The organism is Actinacidiphila sp. bgisy144, assembly GCF_057708105.1.
In genome coordinates this window covers 38,564-63,427 of record NZ_JBYIRM010000040.1, presented here as the reverse complement: position 1 = coordinate 63,427, position 24,864 = coordinate 38,564, and the positions used below count along the sequence as shown (strand labels likewise).

The following is a 24,864-nucleotide window of genomic DNA, read 5'->3' as shown; positions in this document are numbered from 1 at the left end:
GCTGGGGGAGCGACCGATGAGCAATGCGATCGACCAGACCCGCCGGATGCTGTCCCTGGTGACGTATCTGCGCGAGCGGCCCGGGGCGCGGGTCAGCGAGGTGGCGCGGGCCTTCGGGGTGAGCGAGGCCGAGCTGATCGGCGACCTGAACGTCCTGCCGCTGTGCGGCACCAGCTTCCGCGGCGGTGACCTGCTCGACATCGACACCGACGGCGAGCGGATCTGGTGGCACAACCCCGGCACCGCCGACGACGTGGCGCAGCCGCTGCGGCTGGCCGCCGACGAAGCGACCGCGCTGCTGGTGGCCGCCCGCGCGGTGGCCAATCTGCCCGGCCTGCGCGAGGGCGACCGGCAGGCGCTCCAGCGCGCGGCGGCGAAGCTGGAGACGGCGGCCGGCGAGGCGGCCGGGGCCAGCGGCCGGCTGTCGGTGACCTTCGAGTCCGAGGGCAGCGTGTTCGCCACCGTCGACCGCGCGCTGACCGAGCGCCGCCGGCTGTGGATGCGCTACTACTCGCCGGCCCGCGACACGCTCACCGACCGCGAGGTGGACCCGATCCGGCTGTTCGCCGTCGGCCACACCTATGTGGAGGGCTGGTGCCGGCTGTCGGAGGACCGCCGCACCTTCCGGCTGGACCGGGTCGCGGAGATCCGGCTGCTGGACGAGCCGTCCGACCCGCCCCGGATCGAGCCGCGCGACCTGTCCCAGGGCCTGGTGCAGCCGGCCGGCGACGATCCCGAGGTGGTGGTCGAGGTCGGGCCCGGCGGGCGCTGGGTCGCCGAGTACTACCCGCACGACAGCGCCGAGGAACTGCCCGACGGCGGCCTGCGGATCACCCTGCGCACGCCCGACCCCGGTTCGCTGCGCCGGCTGGCGCTGCGGCTGGGTCGCGACGGCCGGATCGTCTCGCCGCCCGACCTCGCCGAGGGCGCCCGCGAGGCGGCGGTACGGGCCCTGGCCGCGTACGGTGAGTGACGCCACGGGCGGCGGTACGCTCCGGGCGGCCCGCCCGCCGCAGGACGATGCCCAACGTGACGACGACGCGGAGCCGCAGGACGCCGCGGCGGCGCCCGCGGCGGTGTTCCGGGCGAACTGCACGCACTGCCGCAGCAGCTTCCAACTGGACGCCGGAGCACTGCGGTTGGCCATCGGCGCCTCCTCCCGCAGCACCTTCTACTCCTTCACCTGCCCCGAGTGCGGCGAGGCCGTCCGCAAGCCGGCCGGCGAGCGGATCGTCGAGCTGCTCACCGGCGGCGGGGTGCCCACGATGCGGCTGACCGGCGGCTGAACCCCCGGCGGGCCGTGCGGCGGCGGGCTGCGGCCTGCCCCCACCCGGCGCCCGATAGGCTCGCGCCTCATGTGGTGGCTTTTTCTCTACGTCGGGCTGTCGACCGTCGGCCTGCTGGTGCTCGGCGCGCTCGCGGTCCGGGTCTTCGCGGCCGTCCAGGCACTCGCCCACCAGGTCACCGCCAGCACCGAGGCGCTGACCGCGGCGAGCGAGCGGCTGCGCCGGGCCGCGGTTCCGCTGGCCGAGCGGACCGGGGAGATCTCACGCCGCTGAGACCTGCCGCGATTCCGGCAGGTGAGGGTACTCTTGCCCCGGCGGCCCGCGAACCAGGCGCGACTCGGGCCGCAGCCGGGTGGACGACGGTGCTTACGTCGCCGTCCGCAGCCGCGCGCTACGATCACCGCGCGGCACGGCTTCGGGCACCCGCCCGGCTCCGGACCGTGGGCGCACGGACCACGCCGCCAAGGTGAGAAGGTGGACCTTCGATGCTCAGCAACCTGAAACCCCTGGAAATCCTCCTCATCATCGCCGTCGTCGTCGTCCTGTTCGGCGCGAAGAAGCTTCCCGACCTCGCGCGTTCGGTCGGCAAGTCCGCCCGCATCCTCAAGAGCGAGGCCAAGGCGATGAAGAGCGACAGCACCGCGCAGGCCGACGGTGCCGCCGCGCCGCAGACCGCCGCCCGTACCATCCAGTCCGCCCCGGGCGACACCGCCAGCGCGCGCCCGGTGAGCGAGCCGGCCCGCACCACCAGCCAGAGCTGATCCGAGACCGTTACCGCCGCCCGGCCGTCCCCCGCGGCGACCGGCGACAGGTGAAGGACCAAGCCGGGACCGGGTGCTCCGGTGGCGGCTGCCGCACGAGACGAGGACGTGGGTGCTCAAGACTGCCCGCAAGCAGGCGACGAAGGACCCCGAGGGCCGGATGCCCCTCGCGGACCATCTGCGTGAGCTGCGCAACAGGCTGTTCAAGTCGGTCCTGGCGATCCTCGTCGTCACGATCGTGGCGGCGGTGTTCTACAAGCACATCATCGAGCTGCTCCAGCACCGCATCCCGGCGAACGTCCGCTGTGTGAACGGCGCGGTGCCCACCGCCGAGCAGAAGACGCACACCGAGGCGTGCGCGCAGATGACCGTGAGCGGTCTGCTCGGCGGTTTCTCGATCGCGCTGAAGGTCTCGCTGATGGCCGGCGTGGTCGTCTCCTCCCCGGTGTGGCTCTACCAGCTGTGGGCCTTCCTCGCGCCCGGGCTGCACAAGAACGAGAAGCGCTACACGCTCGGCTTCGTCGCCGCCGGTGTGCCGCTGTTCCTGGCCGGCGCCGTGCTCGCGTACGAGATCCTGCCGCAGACCGCGCGGATCATGATCGGGTTCGTCCCCAGCGACACCACGAACCTGCTGCCGCTGGACGACTTCCTCGACCTCGTGGCCCGGCTGATCATCGTCTTCGGCCTCGCCTTCGAGCTGCCCCTGGTGCTGGTCCTGCTGAACTTCACCGGCATGGTCACCGGGCGGCGGATGCTCGGGTGGTGGCGCGGCATGGTCATCGGCATCACCGTCTTCGCGGCCGTGGCCACGCCTACCGGTGACCCGCTGTCGATGTCGCTGCTCGCCGCGCCCATCGTGCTGCTGTACTTCCTCGCGATGATCGTCTGCTTCTTCAACGACCGCCGCCGGGACCGCCGCCGCTCGGCCGATCCCGACTTCGCGCTCGACCCCGACGAGGCGTCCAGCCTCGACTACGTCCCCGAGCAGGTTGCCGCGCAGCCGTTCGACGCCGACGCGGAGCGCCGCACTTCCGACGACGACTACGGCGACGCCACGTAGCGGCTCCCCGCTGCGGGGTCCTGTTCGTCTTCCGGGTGCGCCCCGGTGGCGGGCTGGTCGCGCCGTTCCCCGCGCCCCTGTTCTGGCGGCTCGCCGTCGCCGGGGCGCGGGCACACACGTAACGCAAGGGGCGGTCAGCCCGGGGGAAGGGGAGCGCGGGGGTGGGCAGGGAGATCACGCTGGCCGTGAATCCGGCGGCCGGGCGGGGGCGGGCCGCTGCGGCGGGCGGGCGTGCGGCGGGGGAACTGAGGGCGGCCGGGTTCCAGGTGCGGGAGGAGGTCGGCGCGGACGCGGCCGACGCGGTGGCGCGGATGCGGGCCGCGGTGGCGGACGGCACCGCGGCGGTGGTGGCCGTCGGCGGCGACGGGATGGTGTCGCTGGCGCTCCAGGCGGTGGCGGGCACGGACACGCCGCTGGGCGTGGTCGCCGTGGGCACCGGGAACGACTTCGCGCGGGCCAACGGCCTGCCGGTGAAGGACCCGGCCGCCGCCGGGCGGACCCTCGCGCGGGCGCTGGCCGAGGGCCGTACCCGCCGGATCGACCTGGGACGGGTCGGCGACACCTGGTTCGGCACCGTGCTGGCCTCGGGCTTCGACTCGCGGGTCAACGACCGGGGCAACCGGATGCGCTTCCCCGGCGGCCGCTTCCGCTACGACGCGGCGATGCTCGCCGAACTGGCCGCGCTGCGCCCGATCCCCTACACGGTGGCCTTCGACGACGCCCCTGAGCAGCAGGTGGAGGCGACCCTGATAGCCGTCGGCAACGGCACCTCCTACGGCGGCGGCATGCGCATCTGCGCCGGCGCGCGGCCCGACGACGGGCTCTTCGACGTGTGCGTGGTCGGCCCGTGCAGCCGCACCACGCTCCTGCGGGTCTTCCCCCGCGTCTACCGCGGCACCCACACCGCGCACCCCGTGGTTACCATGCACCGCGCCGCACGGGTGCGGCTGAGCGCGGCGGGCGTCACCGGGTACGCCGACGGGGAGCCGCTCGGCCCGCTGCCGCTGACCGCGCGGACCGTACCGGGCGCCCTGCACCTGCTGGTGTGAGCCCCCCGGCGGGAGTCGGGCGGTAAAGATCACGCACGGTGTCGGTGCCCCCGGGTAGGCTCGTGCAGGAGATGACCGAAGAGATGTCGCCAGCCGAGCGCTACGCCGCCAGCCGTCGCCGCGCCGCAGAGAACGCCACCGCGCTCGCGCAGTTCCGCGAGCTCTACGAGTTCGGCCTCGACCCGTTCCAGATAGACGCCTGCCGCGCGCTGGAGGGCGGCAGCGGAGTCCTGGTCGCCGCGCCCACCGGCTCGGGTAAGACGATCGTCGGCGAGTTCGCCGTCCACCTGGCCCTGGCCGAGGGCCGCAAGTGCTTCTACACCACGCCCATCAAGGCCCTGTCCAACCAGAAGTACAACGACCTGGCGAAACGCTACGGCGCCGCGAAGGTCGGCCTGCTCACCGGTGACAACAGCGTCAACGGCGACGCGCCCGTGATCGTGATGACCACCGAGGTCCTGCGCAACATGCTCTACGCGGGCTCCCCGGCCCTCGACGGCCTCGGCTACGTGGTGATGGACGAGGTGCACTACCTCTCCGACCGCTTCCGGGGCGCGGTGTGGGAGGAAGTGATCATCCACCTGCCGCAGTCGGTGACCCTGGTGTCGCTGTCGGCGACGGTGTCGAACGCGGAGGAGTTCGGCGACTGGCTGGACACCGTACGCGGCGACACCGCGGTGATCGTCTCCGAGCACCGGCCGGTGCCGCTGTGGCAGCACGTCCTGGCCGGGCGGCGGATGTACGACCTGTTCGAGGAGAAGTCCGGGCCCGCCGACCCCGGCGGGCGCCGCGAGGTCAACGCCGACCTCGAGCGGCTCGCCCGGATGGAGAACCAGCGCACCTACCCGCGCGGCCGCCGCGGCCGGGAGGCCGACCGGGAGCGCGAGCGGCGCGCCCGCAGCCGGATCTGGACGCCCAGCCGCGCCGAGGTCATCGACCGGCTGGACAGCGAGGGCCTGCTGCCCGCGATCACCTTCATCTTCAGCCGGGCCGGCTGCGAGGCGGCCGTCCAGCAGTGCCTGTACGCGGGCCTGCGGCTGAACAACGACGACGCCCGGCTGCGGGTGCGGTCCATCGTGGAGGAGCGCACCCGCGCCATCCCCGACGAGGACCTGCACGTCCTGGGCTACTTCGAGTGGCTGGAGGGCCTGGAGCGCGGCATCGCCGCCCACCACGCCGGGATGCTGCCCACCTTCAAGGAGGTGGTCGAGGAGCTGTTCGTCAAGGGCCTGGTCAAGGCGGTGTTCGCCACCGAGACCCTGGCACTGGGCATCAACATGCCGGCCCGCTCGGTGGTGCTGGAGAAGCTGGTGAAGTGGAACGGCGAGACCCACGCCGACATCACCCCCGGCGAGTACACCCAGCTCACCGGCCGCGCCGGGCGCCGCGGCATCGACGTCGAGGGCCACGCGGTGGTGCTGTGGCAGCGCGGCTTCGACCCGGGGGCCGTCGCCGGCCTGGCCGGCACCCGGACGTACCCGCTGCGCTCGTCGTTCAAGCCGTCGTACAACATGGCGGTCAACCTCGTCGGGCAGTTCGGGCGGCACCGCTCCCGGGAACTGCTGGAGACGTCCTTCGCACAGTTCCAGGCCGACCGCTCGGTGGTCGGCATCGCCCGGCAGGTGCAGCGCAACGAAGAGGGGCTCGACGGCTACCAGGAGTCGATGACCTGCCACCTCGGCGACTTCGACGCCTACATGCGGCTGCGCCGCGAGCTGAAGGAGCGCGAGGCCGACCTCGCCCGGCAGGGCGCCGCGCAGCGCCGGGCCGCCGCCGCGGCGGCGCTGGAGAAGCTGAAGCCGGGCGACATCATCCACGTGCCCGCGGGGAAGTACGCCGGGCTCGCGCTCGTGCTGGACCCGGGGGTGCCCGCCGGCCGGGTCACGGGGCACCGGCGCGGCGAGGAGTACCACGACGGGCCGCGCCCGCTGGTGCTCACCGCCGAGCGCCAGGTCAAGCGGCTGGCCCAGCTGGACTTCCCGGTGCCGGTGGAGGCACTGGACCGGATGCGCATCCCCAAGTCGTTCAACGCGCGCAGCCCGCAGTCCCGGCGCGACCTCGCCTCGGCGATGCGCAGCAAGGCCGGCACCGCCGGCTGGGCGGCGCCCTCCCGGCACCGCAAGCAGCGCTCGGCGGCCGCCGACGACACCGAGATCGCCCGGCTGCGCGCCGAGATCCGCGCGCACCCCTGCCACGGCTGCGCGGACCGCGAGGACCACGCCCGGTGGGCCGAGCGCTACCAGCGGCTGCGCCGCGACACCCAGCAGCTGGAGCGGCGGATCGCCGGCCGCACCAACACCATCGCCCGCACCTTCGACCGGGTGTGCGCGGTGCTCGGCGAACTGGGCTACCTCGACGGCGACACCGTCACCCCCGAGGGGCGCCGGCTGGCCCGGCTCTACGGCGAACTGGACCTGCTGGCCAGCGAGTGCCTGCGCGACGGGGTGTGGGACGGGCTCGGCCCGGCCGAACTCGCCGCGTGCGCCTCGGCGCTGGTCTACGAGTCCCGGCAGTCCGACGACTCGGTGCTGCCGAAGCTCCCGACCGGGAACGCGAAGGCGGCGCTCGGCGAGATGGTGCGGATCTGGGGCCGGCTGGACGCGCTGGAGGAGGACCACCGGATCAGCCAGACCGAGGGCGTCGGCCAGCGCGAGCCCGACCTCGGCTTCGCCTGGCCCGCCTACCGCTGGGCGTCCGGGCACGGCCTGGACGCGGTGCTGTCCGACGCGGACATGCCCGCCGGGGACTTCGTGCGCTGGTGCAAGCAGCTCATCGACGTGCTCGGGCAGATCGGCAACGCGGCGCCGGAGGACAGCCCGGTGCGGCGCAACGCGCGCAAGGCCGTGGACGGGCTGCTGAGGGGCGTGGTGGCGTACTCCTCGGTGGGGTGAAGTTCACCACGCGGTGTTGACGGCCGCGGCGGGCCGCCCGAACCGGGCGGCCCGCCGCGGCCGTTCCGGTGCCGGTCGCCAACTCCTTCTGCGCTTCCTGTGAGTTGGCACTGCCGGGATTTTCCGGTGCGGCGGTGTGACCTGCGCGGCGGTCCGCCGGCCGGGCGTTGAGCTGTGAGGATCGTGTGAGGGACCGGTTCCGTTTTATTGGCCGTTTACCAAAGCACTGCTTGGCTGAGGCGAGTGCATTTGACATCTATCAGCGATAGCAGGGAAGCGGTACCTGCGTGAGCAGCCAACCCCCCATCCACACGCGGCAGCACAGCGGTCGACGAGAGGCGGTACCAGCAGGACGGGAGGCCGAGGCGTTCCCCTCGGCGGTCCGGGCACCCGGCAAGCGGGTCGACGGCATCGACGGGCTGCGCACCCTGGCCGTGATGCTCGTGATCATCTACCACTTCCACCCCGACAAGGTGCCCGGCGGTTCCATCGGGGTGGACATCTTCTACACGATCAGCGGGTTCGTGATCACCCGGCTGCTGCTCGCGGAGTTCGCCAGAACCGGCGGCATCGGGCTGTGGCAGTTCTACCGGCGCCGCTGGTGGCGGCTGGTGCCCGCGCTGCTGGTGGTCTGCGTCATGACCGCACTGCTCAGCTTCGCGCCCCTCCAGTCCTTCCGGCACGGCGTCTCGGCGGCGCTGCTGTCCGCCTTCTCCCTGGTCAACCTGGTCCGCGCGGCCCAGGCCGGCGCCTACTCCGGCGTCACCGCGCCGCTCGGCCACACCTGGTCGCTCGGCGTCGAGGAGCAGTTCTACCTGCTGTGGCCGCCGGTGCTGCTCCTGCTGCTGCGCCGGCTGCGGGCCCGTACGGTGCTGATCGCCGCGGCGGTGCTGACCCTGCTGCCCCTGCTGTGGCGCTTCCACCTGTGGGACGCGCAGGCCGCGCACCGCATCTACAACGGCCCCGACACCCGGGCCGACCAGCTGCTGGCGGGCGCGGTACTGGCGATCCTGCTGGCCCGGCTGGCCCCGGACGACCCCTGGCGGGAGAAGCTGCGGACCTGGGCGGCACGACTGTGGGTGCCCGCGTTCGTGCTGCTGGGCCTGATCGTCTGGCAGGTCCAGATCACCGGGCACAGCGCCTGGATCGCGCCGGAGTACACCGTCGGGTTCCTCGTCACCGCCCTGCTCACGGTGGTGCTGCTCACCGCGCTGGAACTGCTGCCCGGCTCACCGCTGGCGAAGGTGCTCTCGATCGCGCCGCTCGCCTGGATCGGCCGCAACCTCAGCTACGGCCTCTACCTGTGGCACTACCCGCTGATGCACCTGCTCAGCGACCTGGGGGTGCGGCGGATGCTCTTCCCGTCGACCCTGCTCGCCACCTTCATCATGGCGCTGGCGTCGTATTTCCTCGTCGAGGAGCCGTGCCGCCGCTTCAAGCAGCGCGGCGGCAAGGGCCGGCGCGGCACCCCCGCCACCGCGGCGGCCCGGGAGCCGGCCGCGACGGCCGCCGCGGGCGGCTGACACCGCAACGCACCGCGCACCCGCACCGCACCCGCACCCGTCACGGGGGTGCGGGTGCGGTGCGTCCGGCAGGGGTGTTCCGCCGGCTCCGGACGCGCTTCCCGCGGCGACCTCCCGTGGCAACCTCCTGCGGCCGGCCCGCGCAAGAGCGCCTTGCGCGGGGGCGGGGGAATTCGGTCAGCTTTGATAGGAGGGAGCGCGGCGGAAGGAGCGGGGATGGCGGAGGGGTTCAAGCGGCGCACGCCCAGCCAGTGGGGGGAAGGCGGTGCGCTGAAGGCGGAGATCCTGGCGGCGGCCGGACGGCTGCTGGCGGCGGCCGGCCGCGAGGACGCGGTGTCGCTGCGCGCGGTCGCCCGGGAGGTCGGGATCTCCGCACCCAGCATCTACCTGCACTTCAAGGACCGCTCCGACCTGGTGGCGGCGGTGACCCAGGAGGCGTACGAGACGCTCGTCGCCGACCTGCGCGCGACCTGGGACCGGGCGGAGGCGGCCGGGCCGCCGGCCGCGCTGCGGGCGATGGCCCAGCGCTACTGCGGCTTCGCGCTGGAGAACCAGACCCGCTACCGGCTGATGTTCGGTCTGGAGCGGGTGGCGGCGCCGCGCGAGCACTCCCCGCAGCACCCGGTGTGGCTGCTGTCCGGGGTGTGGCAGGACGCGGTCGCCGCCTGTCGGAGCGCCGACCCGTGCGGCGAGCGGGACCGCAAGGACGCGCTGCTGCTGTGGTCGGCGCTGCACGGGATCGTCGCCATCTCCATGGCGCTGCCCTTCGAGGCGGACCGGGAGGTCATCGCGCGCCGGGCGGACGACCTGCTCGACCGGGTGATGGCCGGATAGCGACGGTGGTCACTTCGTGGTGTTGATGTGACACACGGGGTCGATATCGTTGCCCATGGCACCTAACGCCGTTAGGGATGTTGGGTGGCCGCTCTGCCGAGGAGGAACCCATGGCCGAGACCTCGACCGCCGTACCGTCGGAACACCTCGCCTACCCCGCGCCCCGCGCGAGCGGGTGCCCGTTCGACCCGCCGCCCTCCCTGCTCGCCCTGCAAGAGGAGGACGCCCCGCTGGCCCGGGCCCGGATATGGGACGGCACCAGCCCCTGGATCGTCACCCGCTACGACCAGCTGCGGGCCCTGCTCGGCGATCCCCGCCTCAGCTCCGACACCACCCACGACGGCTTCCCGTTCCGCAACGCAGCCGGCCAGGTCAGCGACCGGGTCCGCCGCACCTTCATCACCATGGACGACCCGGAGCACGCACGGCTGCGCCGCATGGTCACCGGGCCGTTCGCCATCCGGAACGTCGAGGCGCTCCGCCCGTCGGTGCAGGCCATCGTCGACGACCTCATCGACCGCCTGCTGGCCGGCCCGAAGCCCGCCGACCTGGTCGAGGCGTTCGCCACCCCGGTCCCGAGCCTGGTCATCTGCGAACTGCTCGGCGTGCCCTACACCGACCACGACTTCTTCCAGCGCAACACCCGGGTCGTGGTGCGCCGCACCTCCACCCCGGACGAGGTGGTCGCCGCGCAGACCGCCCTCATCGACTACCTCGACGACCTGCTGGGCGACAAGCTGACCCGCCCCGGCGACGACCTGCTCTCCAAGCTCGCCGGGCAGCGCGTGGACACCGGGCAGATGACGCGGCGCGAGGCCGCGCAGATGGGCGTGCTGCTGCTCAGCGCCGGACACGAGACGACCGCGAACATGATCGCGCTCGGCACCGTCGCGCTGCTGCGCCACCCCGAGCAGCTCGCCCTGCTGCGTGGGACCGACGACCCGAAGGTGGTCGCCGGCGCCGTCGAGGAACTGCTGCGCTACCTCACCATCACCCACTCCGGGCGGCGCAGGGTGGCACTGGAGGACATCGAGCTCGACGGCCAGGTGATCCGCGCCGGGGAGGGCGTCATCCTCGCCGGGGACGTCGCCAACCGCGACCCGCGCGCCTTCCCCGACCCGCACCGCCTGGACCTCACCCGCGACGCCCGGCACCACGTCGCCTTCGGCTTCGGCGTCCACCAGTGCCTCGGCCAGCCGCTGGCCCGCGTCGAGCTCCAGGTCGTCTACAGCACCCTGTACTCCCGCATCCCCACGCTGCGGTTGGCGGTGGACCCCGACCAACTGGAGTACAAGCACGACGGGTTGGTCTACGGCGTCTACGAACTCCCCGTCACCTGGTAGCGGCTGCCCCGCCCGAAAATCCGCCGGCGACCGGCCGGCGACCCGCCGGCAACCCGGCCGCAAGCCCGTCGAGAGCCCTTCCAGAGCCCTTCGAAAGCGAGGTTCCCCATGAGCGCCGACACCAGTGCAGACCTGCGGGTCGAGGTGGACCAGCCCAAGTGCGTCGCGTCCGGCCAGTGCGTCCTGGCCGCGCCCGACGTCTTCGACCAGGACGACGACGGCATCGTCGAGATCCTGACCGACCGGCCCGCCGCCGACCGGTACGGGGACGTCAAGGAGGCGGCCGCGCTGTGCCCGGCCGCCGTGATCCGGCTGGTGAGTGAGTGACGGGCGCCGCCCCGCGCCGCGTGGTGGTCGTCGGGGCGTCGGCCGCCGGTCTGGCGGCGGTCGAGGCCCTGCGCCGCGACGGGTACGACGGCGCCCTGACCCTGGTCGGGGCGGAGCCCCACCTGCCCTACGACCGGCCGCCGCTGTCCAAGCAGGTGCTGGCCGGCGCGTGGCCGGCCGAGCGCACCGCCCTGCGCGCACAGAACGAACTGGACGCGCTGGACGTGGAGTTGCGGCTCGGCGTGGCGGCCGCGGCGCTGTCGGTGGTCGGCCGCACGGTGACCCTGGCGGACGGCGGCGAACTCGGCTATGACGGCCTGGTCATCGCCACCGGGGTGCGTCCGCGGCGGCTGGGCCCGGGCGGGGCCGAGGGCCTGCACGTGCTGCGCTCCCTGGAGGACGCGCTCGCCCTGCGCGAGCGGCTGGCCGCCGGAGGGCGCCTGGTCGTGGTGGGCGGCGGCTTCCTCGGCACCGAAGTGGCCGCAGCCGCCCGCACCCTGGGCGCGGCCGTCACCCTCGTCGAACCGGCCGACGTACCGCTGGCCCACCTGCTCGGGCCGCAGGTGGGAGGGCGCCTGGCGCAGCTGCACCGCGACCGCGGGGTGGACCTGCGCACCGGCGTCGCGGTCACGGCCGTCGAGGAGGCCCGCGGCCGGGTGACGGGGGTGCGGCTGGCCGACGGCGCCCTCCTCCCGGCCGACGACGTGCTGGTGGCGATCGGCTCGCTGCCCAACACCGAGTGGCTGCGCGGCAGCGGGCTGCGCGTGGCCGACGGGATCGAGTGCGACGAGTACAGCGCCGCCGCCCCCGGGGTGTACGCGGCTGGGGACGTCGCGCGCTGGTTCAACCCGCTGTTCGGCACCCCCATGCGCGTCGAGCACCGCACCAACGCCGCCGAGCAGGGCGTGGCCGCCGCCCGGAACCTGCTGCGCCCGCAGGAGCCCAGGCCCTTCGCCCCGGTCCCGTACTTCTGGTCCGACCAGTACGACCTGAAGGTCCAGGCGTACGGCCTGCCGCGCGGCAGCAGCCGGGCCCGGGTGGTCGACGGCGACCTCGCGGCCGGGCGGTTCCTCGTCGCCTACGGCAGCGGGGGCCGGGTCACCGGGGTGCTCGGGGTCGGCATGCCGCCGCGGACCCTGCGGCAGTGGCGGACCGCGGTGGCCGCCCGTACGGCGTGGGAGGAGGCGCTGCCCGTGCCGTGACAGGCGCCCGGGGCGTGCGGCGCCGGTATGTGCCGCCGGCGGCACGGCGGATGCGAACGGCCCTGCCCAGCACGTCAGTCGGTGCCGGGCAGGGCCGTGGGATCGGCGGGGGTTCAGGCGCGGGCTGCTCGCTCAGGCGCCTTCCTGCTCGCGCTCGATCTCCGCGTTCCACTCGCGCTTGGAGGACTGCCAGCCGTCCTCGTCCTTGCCGCGGCGCCAGTACCCGGAGACGGACAGGCCCTCGCGGGGGACACCGCGCTCCAGCCGCAGGTGGCGGCGCAGCTCGCGGACGAAGGTCGCCTCGCCGTGCACGAAGACCTGCACGCTCCCGGCGGGGAACTCCAGCCCGGTGACGGCCTCGACCAGCGCCGCGCCGACGGGCGCGTCCCCGCGGTGCAGCCAGACCACGTCCACGCCCGGCCCGGCGGTGAGCTTCTGCTGCTCCTCGGGCCCGGAGACCTCGACGAAGACCTTCGCGTCCGCGTCGGCCGGCAGCCGCTCCAGCGCGGCGCCGATGGCGGGCAGCGCGCTCTCGTCGCCGGCGAGCAGGTGCCAGTCGGCGGCCGGGTCGGGGGCGTACCCGCCGCCCGGGCCCATGAAGTACAGCACGTCGCCGGGCCGGGCCGAGGCCGCCCACGGTCCGGCGAGGCCCTCGTCGCCGTGGACCACGAAGTCCACGGCCAGCTCGCGGGTCGCCGCGTCATAGGAGCGCACGGTGTACGTACGGGTGCGCGGCCAGCGCTCGCGCGGCAGGTCGCGGCGGAGCGCCTCCATGTCCAGCGGTTCGGGCAGCGTCTCGCCCTCGGCCGGGAAGAGCAGCTTGACGTAGTGGTCGGTGTACTCCCCGACCTCCAGGGGGGCGGCCGGGTCCACGCCGAGCACCACCCGGACCATGTGCGGGGTGATCCGCTCGGCGCGCAGCACGGTCGCGCGCTTCGGGGTGGGGGTCCTGCGTTGCGGTCGGTCCGCCATCGATGCGCCCGCTTCCTCGCGCTGTCGCGCGTTCGGCATGCTCAAGTTACTTAGGCAAGCCTAACTGATGGATCTGCGGGTGCTCCGGGCCCGGTGCGGCTCAGCCTGGCAGGCCCGTGGTGCGCAGGGTGAGGTTGAGGCGGCCGGCGGTCAGACCGGTGGCCGGGTCGCCGGTGCCGGGGTGGACCTTGGGGACGCCGTGGTAGGCGTAGCGGGACGGGCCGCCGAAGACGAAGAGGTCGCCGGACTCCAGCAGGACGTCGGTGTAGGGCCTGGTGCGGGTGTCGGGGTTGCCGAAGCGGAAGACGCAGGTGTCGCCGATGCTCAGGGAGACCACGGGTGCGTTCGCCCGCTCGTCCTTGTCCTGGTGCATGCCCATCGCGGCGGCCCCGTCGTAGAAGTTGACCAGCGCCGTGTCGGGTGCGTACGAGGCGCCGGCCGCCGGGTCCTGGTAGGCGTCGGCGACCGCGGCGCGGCCCAACTCGGCCAGCCAGGACGGGAAGGCGGCGACCCGGGCGCCGTTCACGTCGGGCGCGGTGCGCGAGTAGGCATACGGGCGCCAGTGCCAGCCCACGCAAACCGTGAGAACTGACATCACGCCGCCGCGCGGCAGCCGGGTGTGCCGCATCGGCACCGGGCCGCGCGCCCATTCCCGGCAGGCGGCGACCAGTTCGCGCTGCCGGTCCAGGTCGAGCCAGCCGGGTACGTGGACCGCGCCGGGTGCCGGGCTGCTGCGCGGGCGGGGGAGCAGCGCGTTCACGACGGGGCGTCCGCGCGCTGCTGGTCGCGCAGGTGGGCCTGGGTGAGGGACAGTTCGCCGTGCAGCACGCGCGCGGCGAGGTCGGCGTCGCCCGCGGCGATCGCCTCCACCAGGGCCGCGTGCGCGGCCTCGCCGTGCTCCTCGTCATGGGCGCGGACGTCCATCAGGCCGAGCAGCGCGAGCATGTTCTCCCTGAGCACCGGCGCGAACTCGGCGAACAGGTCGGTCAGGACGGGGTTGTGGGCGGCGGCGACCACCTCGCGGTGCAGGGCGATGTCGGCGTCGATGAAGGCCGCACCCGGACCGTCGGGCGGCGCGCTCCCGCCGGGGCCGGGGTCCGCGCCATGGTCCGCCGAGCCGCGGTGCGCGCCATGGTGTGTCGAGCCGTCGTCGTCCGCCGGCCCGGCTCCCGCCCCGCGCAGGCCCGCCGCCGCGGCCGCCACCGTCCGCGCCGCGAGCGCGGCCCGCAGGGCCGCCACGTCCTCGGGCGTCCGCCGGGCCGCCGCGATCCGGGCCGCCTGGACCTCCAGCAGCACCCGCACCTCGTACACGTCCGACAGGGCCGCGCGCCGCAGCCGGGCCGGCCAGTCCTGGACCGGGCGGTCGGCGATCACGAACACCCCCGCGCCCTGCCGGGTCCGTACCATCCCCGCGCCGGCCAGCGCCCGCAGCGCCTCGCGCACGGTCGAGCGGCCCACGCCCAGCAGGGCGGCGAGCGTGGTCTCGCCGGGCAGCTTCGTGCCCACCGGCCACTGGCCGCCGGTGATCTGCTCCCGCAGCCGCTCCGCCGCCTGCTCCACCAGCGGGCTGGGCCGCAGTGAACCGAGCGTCATCGCCGTCTCCCACCTCTCCGTCCGCCCCTCGTGGCGCCGACTCTATCGGCCGCGCCCACCTCTCAGCTTGTCTGAGGACCTGAGAAGTGGTTACAGTGGCCGCCATGACGCAGCGGAGCCTTCTCCTCGGCCGCCGCGGCGGGGCCTGAGGGACCGGCACCCCGCCGCGGGGTTTCGTGCTGCCGGTCGACCACCGGCGACCACGAAGAGGAACAGCCCCACCATGACCACGTACCCCGCGAACCACCCGCGCGGCGGCGCCCGCCCGGGCGACCCGCACCCCGCGGCCGAGGCCGCCGGCGCCCCCGCGCCCACCCTGCGCACCCCGGCCGGCCCGGTGCCTGCCGGCGCCCCCTGGTGGAACCCGCAGCGCGGCAGCGCCATGCCCTACCACCGCTACCGCCCCGCCCGGGAGCGCGTCGAGGTGCGCACCTCCGGTGGGCGGCACTGGCCCTCCCGCCGGATCGACCGGGCACCGCTGTGGGTGCCGGTGGACCTGCGCGACGGCAACCAGGCGCTCGCCGAACCGATGGACCCCGCCCGCAAGCGCCGGATGTTCGACGTCCAGGTCGCGATGGGCTTCAAGGAGATCGAGGTCGGCTACCCCTCGGCCAGCCGCACCGACTTCGACTTCGTCCGCCACCTCGCCGAGTCCGGCGCGGTGCCGCAGGACGTGACCCCGGTGGTGTTCACCGCCGCCCGCGCCGACCTGATCGAGCGGACCTTCGCCTCGATCGCGGGCCTGCCGCGCGCCGTGGTGCACCTGTACACCGCGACCGCGCCGGTCTGGCGCGAGGTGGTGATCGGCCGGGAGCGGGCCGCGCTGCGGGCGCTGATCGAGCAGGCGGCCGGCCTGATGGCCCGGCTCGCCGACCGGCGGCCCGGCGTGCGCTTCCAGTTCTCACCCGAGGTCTTCAACCTCACCGAGCCCGACTTCGTCCTGGAGGTGTGCGACGGCCTGACCGAGCTGTGGGACGCCTCCCCGGACCGCCCGGTGATCCACAACCTGCCGGCCACCGTGGAGATCGCCACCCCCAACGTCTACGCCGACCAGATCGAGTACATGCACCGCCACCTCGCCCGCCGGGACGCGGTGATCCTGTCGGTGCACCCGCACAACGACCGCGGCACCGGCGTGGCCTGCGCCGAACTCGCCCTGCTGGCAGGCGCGCAGCGCGTCGAGGGCTGCCTGTTCGGCAACGGCGAGCGCACCGGCAACGTGGACCTGGTCACGCTCGCGCTGAACCTGCACACCCAGGGCGTCGACCCGATGCTGGACTTCTCCGACATCGACGCGATCCGCGCCACCGTCGAGCACTGTAACCGCCTGCCGGTGCCCGGCCGCCACCCCTACGTCGGCGACCTGGTGCACACCGCCTACTCCGGCACCCACCAGGACGCGATCAAGAAGGGCCTGGAGCACCACGCCCGCCGCGCCGCCGAGGCCGGCCGGCCCGCCGCGCAGATGCCCTGGGACGTGCCCTACCTGCCGATCGACCCCGCCGACCTCGGCCGGGACTACGAAGCGGTGATCCGCGTCAACAGCCAGTCGGGCAAGGGCGGCATCGCCTACCTGCTCAAGGACCGCCACGGCCTGGACCTGCCGCCCGCGCTGCGCGCCGACTTCTCCCGGATCGTGCAGGCCGCGGCCGACGACAGCGGCGAGGAGATCACCGCGCAGGCGCTGGGGGAGCTGTTCGCGGCCGCCTACCTCGAGCCCGCCGACACCGGGCCGCTCACCCTGACCGGCTGGCACGCCGCCGAAACCACCCCGGGCCGCCACGAGTTCACCGCCGTCCTGCACGACGGGAGCGCGTCGCCCACCGGCTCCGCCGGCCGTACGGTCACCGGCGCCGGCAACGGCCCGCTGTCCGCGCTCACCGACGCGCTCGCCACCGCGGGCGTCCCCGTGCACATCGAGCACTACGCCGAACACGCCACCGGCCCCGGCCCGGACAGCGCCGCGGTCGCCTACGTCCGGATCGGCGCGGGCGGGGAGAGCTGCTGGGGCGCGGGCCGGGACACCTCGGTGCTCACTGCCTCGGTCCGCGCGGTGCTTTCGGCCGTCAACCGCTCCCGCCGCGCCGGCGCGGTGGCGTAAGGCGCCAGGACCGCAGGCCGCTCCCGGGCCGCCGAAGCCCTCGGGCCGCTCAGGTCCAGCCCAGTGCCGCGGACAGCCGGGACAGCGGGGAGCCCAGGCCCCAGCGGTCGGCCAGCGCGCCGAACGCGGCCGGGTCGGCGGGATCGGCGGGGAGCGCCGGGTCGAAGGCGGGCAGCGGGATGTCGGTGGCGACCCGCACCACCTTCGGCGCGACGTCCAGATAGGGCGCGGCCGCCAGGATGTTGCGGCGGCGGGCCGGCGTCAGCTTCGAGAACGGCTCGCCGGCCGCCGCCCGCACCCCCGCCAGGTCGCCGTAGAGGGTGACCAGTTCGGCCGCGGTCTTCTCGCCGATGCCCTTCACCCCGGGCAGCCCGTCACTCGGGTCGCCGCGCAGCGCGGCGAAGTCCGCGTACTGCTCCGCGCGGACGCCGTACCGCTCCTCGATCGCCCCGCCGTCGATCACGTCGCAGTCGCCGACGCCCTTGCGCGGGTAGAGCACGCGCACCCCGCGCGCGTCGTCGACGAGCTGGAACAGGTCGCGGTCGCCGGTGACGATGGCCACCGGCGCCGCCGAGGCGGTGGCTAGGGTGCCGATCACGTCGTCCGCCTCGTAGCCGGGCACGCCGACCCGGGCGATGCCGACCGCGTCGAGCACTGCCTCGATCACCGGGACCTGCGGAGAGAGGGTGTCCGGGACCTCCTCGGTGCCCGCCTCGGGGTCGGCCACGCGGTGCGCCTTGTACGAGGGGATGAGGTCCACCCGCCACTGCGGCCGCCAGTCCGCGTCCATGCACGCCACCAGCGCGGCCGGCGCGTGGTCGGCCACCAGCCGGGCGATGAAGTCGATCAGCCCGCGCACCGCGTTGACCGGGGTGCCGTCGGGCGCCCGCACCGACTCCGGCACCCCGAAGTACGCGCGGAAGTACAGGCTCGCGGTGTCGAGCAGCAGCAGTTCCCCACCGGTACGGCCGCCGCCGCCGGGCTTCACGTTCGTCACGCGGCCAGCATCGCACGCACCACCGACACCCGGCCGTACCCCGGCCCCGGGACCGGACACGAGCCCCCGCGGGGCCGGGCCGAGGGGCGTGACCTGGATGTGACCCCTGTCCTTACAGGATTCTCATCCTGGGGCCATAAGGTGACGCCGTGACGACGACGACCCCGCCCGGCTGGTACCAGGAGCCCGGGCACACAGGCAACGGCCCGGCCATGGAACGCTGGTGGGACGGGACCGCGTGGACGGAGTACACCCGCACGGCACCAGTGGCCCCGACCGCCGGGCAGCAGCCCTACGGCGGCCCGCCCGGATACGCGCCGTACCCCTCGGGCGACGTCATAGGCTCGCCCGGCGGCGGCAACCGGCGCCCGCGGACCGTGGCCATCGCCATCGGGGTCGCGCTCGTCGTCATCGGCGGCATCGTGGCCGCGGTCGTCGCGGTGGGCAACAACAACGGCAGCGACAACAGCGCGAGCAGCAGCAACCGCGGGCCGAACGCGACGATGCCGCAGCGCTCCGGCGGGCCGGGGAACCCCGAGCAGAACCCGCAGTCGCAGAACCCGTCGGACCCGAGCCAGCCGACCGACCCGACCAACCCCTCCGGCGGCGACACCGCCGTCGACGTGCTGGACGGCATCAGCCTGCCGGTGCTCGACGGCTGGACCGGCGGCACCACGCAGGACGGCCTCGCCAGCATCTCCACCGGCAGCTACACCTGCCCGGGCGACACCAGCGGCCAGCAGCAGTGCTCGCTGGGCGGCGCCTACTCCGAGCCGGCCGAGGCGCTGAAGGTCACCGCGACCACCGCCGAGGCCGCCGCCAAGGCGGACATCACCGGCAACGCGGCCGAGGCGTACAGCTCCGACACCTACGGCGCGACGACCTCGCACCAGCAGCTCCAGTCCAAGGCGGTCACGGTCGCCGGGCAGAAGGGCTACCTGGTCCGCTGGAAGGTCAGCACCAAGTCCGGCACCGAGGGCTACGTCGAGTCGCTGGCGTTCCCCGCGCCGAGCAAGAGCAGCCAGATCGTCATCGTCCGCTTCGGCTTCGACGTCAGCAGCAAGGCGCCCGGCCAGGACGTCATGGACGAGATCGCCGCGGGCATCAAGGCCGACAGCAGCGGCGCGTCCAGCGGCAGCACCGGCGGCACCGGCGTCTGACGCCCCGCCCCGCCCCAGCGCCGGCGGCCTCCCACCGCCCGGGAGGCCGCCGGCCCCTCACAGGAACGTCTTGCCCTCGCCCCGGTACGTCGGCACCTCCGCCACCACCCGGTCGCCCTCGACCAGCCGCAACCGGTCGAAGCGCTCGCACAGTTCGCCCGCCTTGGCGTGCCGGAACCACACCGTGTCGCCCACCAGCAGGTCGTCGGCGGCCGAGCCGAGCAGCGGCGTCTGCACCTCGCCCGGCCCCTCCTGCGGGTCGTAGCGCAGCCCCTCCGGCAGATACGGCACCGGCAGCCGGTCCGCGCCCGGCGCGCCCGAGGCCGGATAGCCGCCGCCGAGCACCGTGACCACGCCGACCCCCGGCCGCCGCACCACGGGCATCCCGAACAGCGCCGCCGGACGGCCGTGGAAGGACGTGTAGTTGTCGAACAGCCGCGGCACGTACAGGCCCGAGCCGGCCGCGATCTCGGTGACCGCGCCCTCCGCCGCGGTGGACTGCACACTGCCGGTGCCGCCGCCGTTGACGAACTCCAGGCCCGGCACCACCGCGCGCACCGCCCGCACCGCCTCCGCCCGCCGCGCCGCCAGCTCCCGGCGCGCGGCGGACTGCATCAGCCGCACCGCGAGCGACCGCCCCGGCCGCCCCTTGATCGCGTCGCCGACGCCGGCTATGTGCCCTTCGTACGCCATGATCCCGACCACCCGGAACCCCGGGCGGGCGCCGATCGCCCGCGCGGTGTCGGCGAGCCGCTCGGGCGAGTGCAGCGGCGAGCGCAGCGCGCCGATCCGCAGCCGGCCGCCCAACTTCCGCAGGCTCGTGTCGAGTTCGAGGCAGACCCGGACCGTCTCGATGCCGCCAGCGCCGCGCGCCGCGTCGATCAGGTCGAGTTGGGCGAGGTCGTCGACCATCACCGTGACCGTACGGGCCAGCTTCGGGTCGGACGTCAGCTCCGCGAAGCCGTCCCGGTCCGCGGACGGGTAGGCCAGCAGCACGTCGGTGAAACCGGTGCGCGCCAGCCACAGCGACTCGGCCAGGGTGAAGGACATGACACCCTCGAACCCCTCCCGGGCCAGCACCCGTTCGAGCAGAGCGCGGCAGCGCACCGACTTCGACGCGACCCGGATCGGCTTGCCGCCCGCACGCCGGACCAGGTCCGCGGCGTTCGCGTCGAAGGCGTCCAGGTCGACGATCGCCAGCGGCGCGTCGAGGTGTGCGGTGGCCCGGTCGTAGCGGGCGCGGTCGGCTGAGCGCTGGGGCATGACCGCAGCCTGCCAGAACCCTGCTACCGAGCGGTAGACCCGGCGCCCGTGCTCCGAGTGGCAACTCACCCCGCGGCAACCCCGTAGAGTGACGCGCACAATCGACGGGAACGGTCACGAGGGAGTGCCGGGTGAGCACCGGAGTGGACAGCGGGAGCACCCCGCCGGCTTCCTTCCCCACCCTCCATCCGACATCGGGACGGCCGGTGGGCGGTCCGCAGGCGGGGCCGCCCGCGGCAGCCTCGGCTGGAGGTCCGCCGCCCGCCTCCCCGCCCGAACCGCCGAACCCGCCGCCGCCCCCCGGTCCGCCGCTGCACGGGGGTTCGACTCCCGTGCCCCCGCCGCCTGTTGCACCGCCCGCGGCGCCGCCGACCTCCCCGCCCGCGGCGCCGCCCCTCGCACCGCCCCGGCCCGCCGCGCGGCCGTCCGTGCCGCCGCCTTCGATGCCGCCGACCGCCGCGCAGCCCGTGCGGTCCGTGCCGCAGCCGGCGCCGCAGGCGCCCCCGATGCCGCAGGCCGCACCGCCGACGCCCGCCCCGCGGCCGCCGGTCGACCCGCCGTCGGCGCCCGCGCCCGCGTTCACACCGCCGCCGGTGCCGCCTGCGCCCGCCTACCCGGCCGCTCCCACGTACGCGCCCGAGCCGCCCGCACCGCGCACCTCCACCCGCGGCCGCCGGCTGCTGGCCGCGGCCAGCCTGGTCGTCGGCCTCGGCCTGGTCGGCGGCGCCGTCGCGGGCGCCGCCATCACCCACACCCCGGACCGGCCCGCGCCCGTCGCCGACGGCAGCCCGCAGGCGTTCGCGCAGGCCCGCGACGTGTGGCGCGACACCCCCGTGGACACGCTGTTCCCGCCCACCGTCGACGGCAAGGGCGGCGGGCCCGGCGGCGCCGACCGCTCCTGGACCCGGATCGGCGTGGCCGCCCCCGCCGGCTGCACCGGCGCCTTCGACCCGCTGCTCACGGAAGTGCTGGCCCCGGCCGGCTGCGTCCGCCTGCTGCGCGCCACCTACGTCGACAGCACCTCGACCACCGTCACCACCGTCGGGCTGCTCGTCGGCTCCGGCCAGGCCGCGGCCATGAGCGCGCTGGCCGAGCGGTGGAGCAGCCAGCACCTCGGCGAACGCGCCGACCTGCTGCCCCGCCCCGTCGCCTTCCCCGGCACCCCCGCCGCCGCCTTCGGCGACCGCCAGCGCGGCAGTTGGGACGTCCGGATCGCCGCGGACCTGCCGTTCGTGGTCTACGCCGTCAGCGGCTTCGCCGACGGCCGCACCGTCGCCCAGCCGGACCCGGCGGACAAGGCCGACGCGCAGGGCGCCACCACGCCCCCCGCGCAGGCCGGCCTCGGCTTCGACGCCACCGGGCTCGCCGCCGCCGTCGACGCGCGGGTCCACACCGCCGTCGACGCCCTCCGCCACCCGCAGACCACCACCGGCTCGGAGCACCACGGATGACCCCCGCCGCCGCACCCTGGCAGCGCCCCGCCGCCCGCCGTGCCGCCGACCGCCGGGACCGCCGCCGCCCGCGCGCCCTCGCGCGCGCCCTGGCCGCCCTCGCCGCGGCCGGCACCACCGTCGCGCTGACCGCCGCACCCGCGGCCGCCGACAGCGCGCGGGCCTCCGACTGGGCGCTGTCCGCACTGCACGCGCAGCAGGCGTGGCAGACCACCAAGGGCGCGGGCGTCACCGTGGCCGTGCTCGACACCGGGGTCGACTCCACCCACCCGGACCTGACCGGCCAGGTCCTGGCGGGCAAGGACGAGGTCGGCTTCGGCGCGAAGCCCGGCGACAAGGCGTGGGCCAAGCACGGCACCGGCATGGCGGCGATCATCGCCGGGCACGGCCACGGGCCCGGCGACGGCGACGGCGTGCTCGGCATCGCCCCCCAGGCCCGCATCCTGCCGGTGCGGGTGATCCTGGAGGACAAGGACCCGCAGCGGCAGAAGGCCAGGACCGACCGCGGTGACGCGCTGCCCGCGGGCATCCGCTGGGCCGTCGACCACGGCGCCGACGTCATCAACCTCTCGCTCGGCGACGACAGCGCCACCGCCGCCCCGGTCGCCGCCGAGGACGACGCGATCCGCTACGCGCTCGGCAAGGGCGTCGTGGTCGTCGCGTCCGCGGGCAACGGCGGCGACGCCGCCGACCGCTCCTCCTACCCGGCCGCCTACCCCGGGGTGATCTCCGTGGCGGCCGTCGACCGGCACGGCGAGCACGCCTCCTTCTCCACCCACCGCTGGTACACGTCGGTGTCCGCCCCCGGCGTCGAGGTCGTCATCGCCGACCCGGACCGCACGTACTACAACGGCTGGGGGACGAGCGCGGCCTCCGCGTACGCCTCGGGCGCCGTGGCGCTGATCCGCTCGGCCTACCCCAAGCTCAGCCCGGCGCAGGTCAAGCAGGTCCTGGAGGACACCACCCGGGACAAGCCCGCCGACGGCCGCAACGACGAGGTCGGCACCGGGCTGATCGACCCCGCCGCCGCGCTCGCCGCGGCGAAGAAGCTCCGGCCGGCGCCGGTGCTGCCCACCCCCGCGGCCTACCCGCACGCCTACTTCGCCCCCGGCCCGACCACCCCGGCCAAGGCGGCGTCCTCCTCGCAGCTGCTCGCCAACGGTGCGGCCACCGCCTTCGCGGCGGTCGGCGCCGCGCTGATCGCCCTGGCGGCCCTGCTGTACTTCCGGCTGCGCCGCAGCAGCTGACCGCCCTTTCCGTACCCCCGGAGCACCTTGCCCGCCGAGCGGCCCACCCGGTGACCGCGCACCCGCCGACCGCCCCGCGTCCGGCCGCGGGAGCGGCGGATAGGGTGCCGGGGTGGCGTTGAAGAATATTCCGGACCCAGGGTTCGCGACGGACGACGGCTCGGCGGACCCGGCCCTGGCCCAGGCGCTCGCCGGCTACGCGGCCGACCGCGCGACCGACGCGGACGTGGTCGCCGCGCTGCACGGCGCCCGGCTGCTCGTCCCGGTGGTGGCGGTGCTCGGCGAGGCCGAGACCGGGCCCGACGGGCTGGCCCGGGAGAAGAGCAGCGACATGGCGGTGCCGACCATCCAGGCACCCGACGGGCGCCGGGCTCTGCCCGCCTTCACCTCCACCGCCGCCCTGGCCCGCTGGCGCGCCGACGCCCGGCCGGTCGCGGTGCCCCTGCACCAGGCCCTCCAGGCGCTCGCGCACGAGAAGGCGGACACCCTCCTCATCGACATGGCCGGGCCGGTGGCCTACGAGCTGACCGGTGCCCCCTTGCGCGCCGCCGCGGCCGGTCCGGCCAGGACCGACCCGCTGGCCGACCCCGAGGTCCGCTCGGCGCTGCGCGCCGCGATCGCCGCCGTACCCGGCATCGCCCGCGCCCACCTCACCCCCGGCGGGGCGGCCTCCGACGGCACCCTGGGCCTGGTGCTCGCTCCGGACGCCGACGTGGCCGCCGCCGCCCGCCGCGTGGCGGAGGTCCTGGCCGCCGACGAGACCCTGCGCGCCGCCCTCGTCCAGGGCCTGGACCTCGCCGTCCTCCCGCCGACCGCGAACCCCCCGGGGGAGCCGCTCTTCACCCGCTGAGCGCGCCGAGCCCGCCGCTCGTCACCGGGCGCCGGAGACGCCTCGCCCGGATCTCGCCGCATATGCCCCGAGATGTGGGGTTCGCCCATTGCGGTGACAATGCAAAGGGCAGTGGTCCTCTCGTTCGAGGAGGCACGATGGACCGGCGACGTCTCACCGCGGCGGACGTGACGAACTACCGGCTCAGCGACCCCCGGGCCGTCGGCTGCGAGTTCGTCGGCACCCTCGCGCTCGTCTTCTTCGCGGTCGGCGCGGCGGTGGTGTCGGGGGCGTACATCGGCACCCTGGGCATCGCGCTGGCCTTCGGGTTCGTGCTGCTGGCCATCGCCTACGCGATCGGGCCGATCTCCGGCAGCCACGTCAACCCCGCGGTGACGCTCGGGATGCTGCTCGCCGGGCGGATCGAGCTGCGCCGGGCGGTCGAGTACTGGGTGGCGCAGTTCCTCGGCGCGATCGTCGGCGCCGCGCTCCTGCTGCTCGTCGCCGACCAGGTGCCCGGCTTCAGGCGGCACGGCGCCTTCGGCACCAACGGCTACGGCACGCGCTCGGCGGTCGGCATCAGCATCTTCGGCGCGTTCGTCGCCGAGGTGATCCTCACGTTCCTGCTGGTCTACGTGGTGCTCTCCGTGACGCACCGGATCGCGGTGGTCGGCTTCGACGGGCTGGCGATCGGCCTGGCCCTGGCCGTGGTGCACCTGGTGGGCATCCCGCTCACCGGCACCGGCGTCAACCCCGCCCGCAGCCTCGCGCCCGCGCTGTTCGCCGGCAGCCCGGCACTCACCCAGGTGTGGCTCTTCCTGGTCGCCCCGCTGGTCGGCGCGGCGATCGCGGCGCTCGTGCACCAGGCGACGCACCCGGCGATGGCCGCGGTGAAGGCCGCCCGCGCCGCCGCGGTGGAGGAGGAGGCCGCCGCCCGCACCACGGAGGAGGGTCCCTGAGGCGGCAGGCCGATCC

The 24,864-nt window shown here is 74.9% G+C and carries 23 protein-coding genes; 18 read left to right on the top strand and 5 right to left on the bottom strand.

Annotation, left to right across the window (positions count from 1 at the left end; all coding sequences use genetic code 11):
• Positions 1–16: 16 nt before the first annotated feature.
• The 12 genes from AC3EVP_RS32460 (at position 17) to AC3EVP_RS32405 (ending at position 12,276) form a co-directional block, all read left to right on the top strand.
• Positions 17–973, top strand: a complete 957-nt coding sequence (locus AC3EVP_RS32460) for a helix-turn-helix transcriptional regulator (RefSeq protein ID WP_335975385.1) — start codon at positions 17–19, stop codon at positions 971–973.
• Positions 966–1,286, top strand: a complete 321-nt coding sequence (locus AC3EVP_RS32455) for a hypothetical protein (protein WP_435136140.1) — start codon at positions 966–968, stop codon at positions 1,284–1,286. The genes AC3EVP_RS32460 and AC3EVP_RS32455 overlap by 8 nt, the downstream gene beginning before the upstream one ends.
• Before the next feature lie 69 nt (positions 1,287–1,355).
• Entirely contained in the window at positions 1,356–1,559 is a 204-nt protein-coding gene (locus AC3EVP_RS32450; protein ID WP_435136137.1) for a hypothetical protein, read from the top strand.
• A 212-nt stretch (positions 1,560–1,771) separates the two neighbouring features.
• Entirely contained in the window at positions 1,772–2,047 is a 276-nt protein-coding gene (gene tatA / locus AC3EVP_RS32445) for a Sec-independent protein translocase subunit TatA (RefSeq protein WP_335975395.1), read from the top strand.
• Positions 2,048–2,159: 112 nt separating this feature from the next.
• The gene (tatC, locus tag AC3EVP_RS32440) at positions 2,160–3,107 is read left to right on the top strand and encodes a twin-arginine translocase subunit TatC (RefSeq protein WP_435136134.1); all 948 of its coding nucleotides are present in this window, start codon (positions 2,160–2,162) and stop codon (positions 3,105–3,107) included.
• A 161-nt stretch (positions 3,108–3,268) separates the two neighbouring features.
• Positions 3,269–4,156: a diacylglycerol kinase gene (locus AC3EVP_RS32435; RefSeq protein ID WP_435136131.1), complete on the top strand. Its 888-nt coding sequence runs from the start codon at positions 3,269–3,271 to the stop codon at positions 4,154–4,156.
• Positions 4,157–4,227: 71 nt separating this feature from the next.
• Entirely contained in the window at positions 4,228–7,047 is a 2,820-nt protein-coding gene (locus AC3EVP_RS32430) for a DEAD/DEAH box helicase (protein WP_335975407.1), read from the top strand.
• 287 nt (positions 7,048–7,334) lie between these two features.
• On the top strand, positions 7,335–8,570 hold the full coding sequence (locus AC3EVP_RS32425) for an acyltransferase family protein (protein WP_435136128.1): 1,236 nt from the start codon (positions 7,335–7,337) through the stop codon (positions 8,568–8,570).
• Between the two features lie 216 nt (positions 8,571–8,786).
• Positions 8,787–9,404, top strand: coding sequence for a TetR/AcrR family transcriptional regulator (locus tag AC3EVP_RS32420; RefSeq protein WP_435136125.1), 618 nt, complete (start codon positions 8,787–8,789; stop codon positions 9,402–9,404).
• Between the two features lie 110 nt (positions 9,405–9,514).
• On the top strand, positions 9,515–10,747 hold the full coding sequence (locus AC3EVP_RS32415) for a cytochrome P450 (RefSeq protein ID WP_435136122.1): 1,233 nt from the start codon (positions 9,515–9,517) through the stop codon (positions 10,745–10,747).
• A gap of 132 nt (positions 10,748–10,879) precedes the next feature.
• A complete protein-coding gene (locus tag AC3EVP_RS32410; RefSeq protein ID WP_335976251.1) occupies positions 10,880–11,074 on the top strand; it encodes a ferredoxin in 195 nt (64 codons plus the stop codon).
• Complete coding sequence (locus AC3EVP_RS32405; RefSeq protein WP_435136119.1) at positions 11,071–12,276, top strand: NAD(P)/FAD-dependent oxidoreductase; 1,206 nt, start codon at positions 11,071–11,073, stop codon at positions 12,274–12,276. Before AC3EVP_RS32410 ends, AC3EVP_RS32405 begins: the two co-directional genes overlap by 4 nt.
• 132 nt (positions 12,277–12,408) lie before the next feature.
• Here the strand turns inward: AC3EVP_RS32405 and AC3EVP_RS32400 are convergent, their stop codons facing one another.
• From AC3EVP_RS32400 to AC3EVP_RS32390, 3 genes are all read right to left on the bottom strand, one after another.
• A complete protein-coding gene (locus AC3EVP_RS32400; RefSeq protein ID WP_335975424.1) occupies positions 12,409–13,248 on the bottom strand; it encodes a siderophore-interacting protein in 840 nt (279 codons plus the stop codon).
• Between the two features lie 100 nt (positions 13,249–13,348).
• Entirely contained in the window at positions 13,349–14,008 is a 660-nt protein-coding gene (locus AC3EVP_RS32395) for an alpha-ketoglutarate-dependent dioxygenase AlkB family protein (RefSeq protein WP_335975427.1), read from the bottom strand.
• Positions 14,005–14,841: a FadR/GntR family transcriptional regulator gene (locus AC3EVP_RS32390; RefSeq protein WP_435136114.1), complete on the bottom strand. Its 837-nt coding sequence runs from the start codon at positions 14,839–14,841 to the stop codon at positions 14,005–14,007. The genes AC3EVP_RS32395 and AC3EVP_RS32390 overlap by 4 nt, the downstream gene beginning before the upstream one ends.
• A 223-nt stretch (positions 14,842–15,064) precedes the next feature.
• On the opposite strand from AC3EVP_RS32390, the gene AC3EVP_RS32385 reads away from it, so the two are divergent.
• Positions 15,065–16,942, top strand: a complete 1,878-nt coding sequence (locus tag AC3EVP_RS32385) for a 2-isopropylmalate synthase (RefSeq protein WP_435136111.1) — start codon at positions 15,065–15,067, stop codon at positions 16,940–16,942.
• 49 nt (positions 16,943–16,991) lie between these two features.
• On the opposite strand, the gene AC3EVP_RS32380 is transcribed toward AC3EVP_RS32385, so the two are convergent.
• Positions 16,992–17,891 (bottom strand): 5'-3' exonuclease, encoded by a 900-nt coding sequence (locus AC3EVP_RS32380; protein ID WP_435136176.1) that lies wholly within the window; start codon positions 17,889–17,891, stop codon positions 16,992–16,994.
• Between the two features lie 197 nt (positions 17,892–18,088).
• Between AC3EVP_RS32380 and AC3EVP_RS32375 the strand changes: the two genes are divergently transcribed.
• The gene (locus AC3EVP_RS32375; protein WP_435136108.1) at positions 18,089–19,099 is read left to right on the top strand and encodes a DUF2510 domain-containing protein; all 1,011 of its coding nucleotides are present in this window, start codon (positions 18,089–18,091) and stop codon (positions 19,097–19,099) included.
• Positions 19,100–19,156: 57 nt separating this feature from the next.
• On the opposite strand, the gene AC3EVP_RS32370 is transcribed toward AC3EVP_RS32375, so the two are convergent.
• Positions 19,157–20,362, bottom strand: a complete 1,206-nt coding sequence (locus AC3EVP_RS32370) for an amino acid deaminase/aldolase (protein ID WP_435136105.1) — start codon at positions 20,360–20,362, stop codon at positions 19,157–19,159.
• A 506-nt stretch (positions 20,363–20,868) separates the two neighbouring features.
• On the opposite strand from AC3EVP_RS32370, the gene AC3EVP_RS32365 reads away from it, so the two are divergent.
• From AC3EVP_RS32365 to AC3EVP_RS32350, 4 genes are all read left to right on the top strand, one after another.
• A complete protein-coding gene (locus AC3EVP_RS32365) occupies positions 20,869–21,813 on the top strand; it encodes a hypothetical protein (protein WP_435136102.1) in 945 nt (314 codons plus the stop codon).
• On the top strand, positions 21,810–23,060 hold the full coding sequence (gene mycP, locus AC3EVP_RS32360) for a type VII secretion-associated serine protease mycosin (RefSeq protein WP_435136099.1): 1,251 nt from the start codon (positions 21,810–21,812) through the stop codon (positions 23,058–23,060). Before AC3EVP_RS32365 ends, mycP begins: the two co-directional genes overlap by 4 nt.
• A gap of 112 nt (positions 23,061–23,172) precedes the next feature.
• Positions 23,173–23,910, top strand: coding sequence for an SseB family protein (locus AC3EVP_RS32355; protein WP_435136096.1), 738 nt, complete (start codon positions 23,173–23,175; stop codon positions 23,908–23,910).
• A gap of 137 nt (positions 23,911–24,047) precedes the next feature.
• Entirely contained in the window at positions 24,048–24,848 is an 801-nt protein-coding gene (locus AC3EVP_RS32350) for an MIP family channel protein (protein WP_435136093.1), read from the top strand.
• Positions 24,849–24,864: the final 16 nt, after the last annotated feature.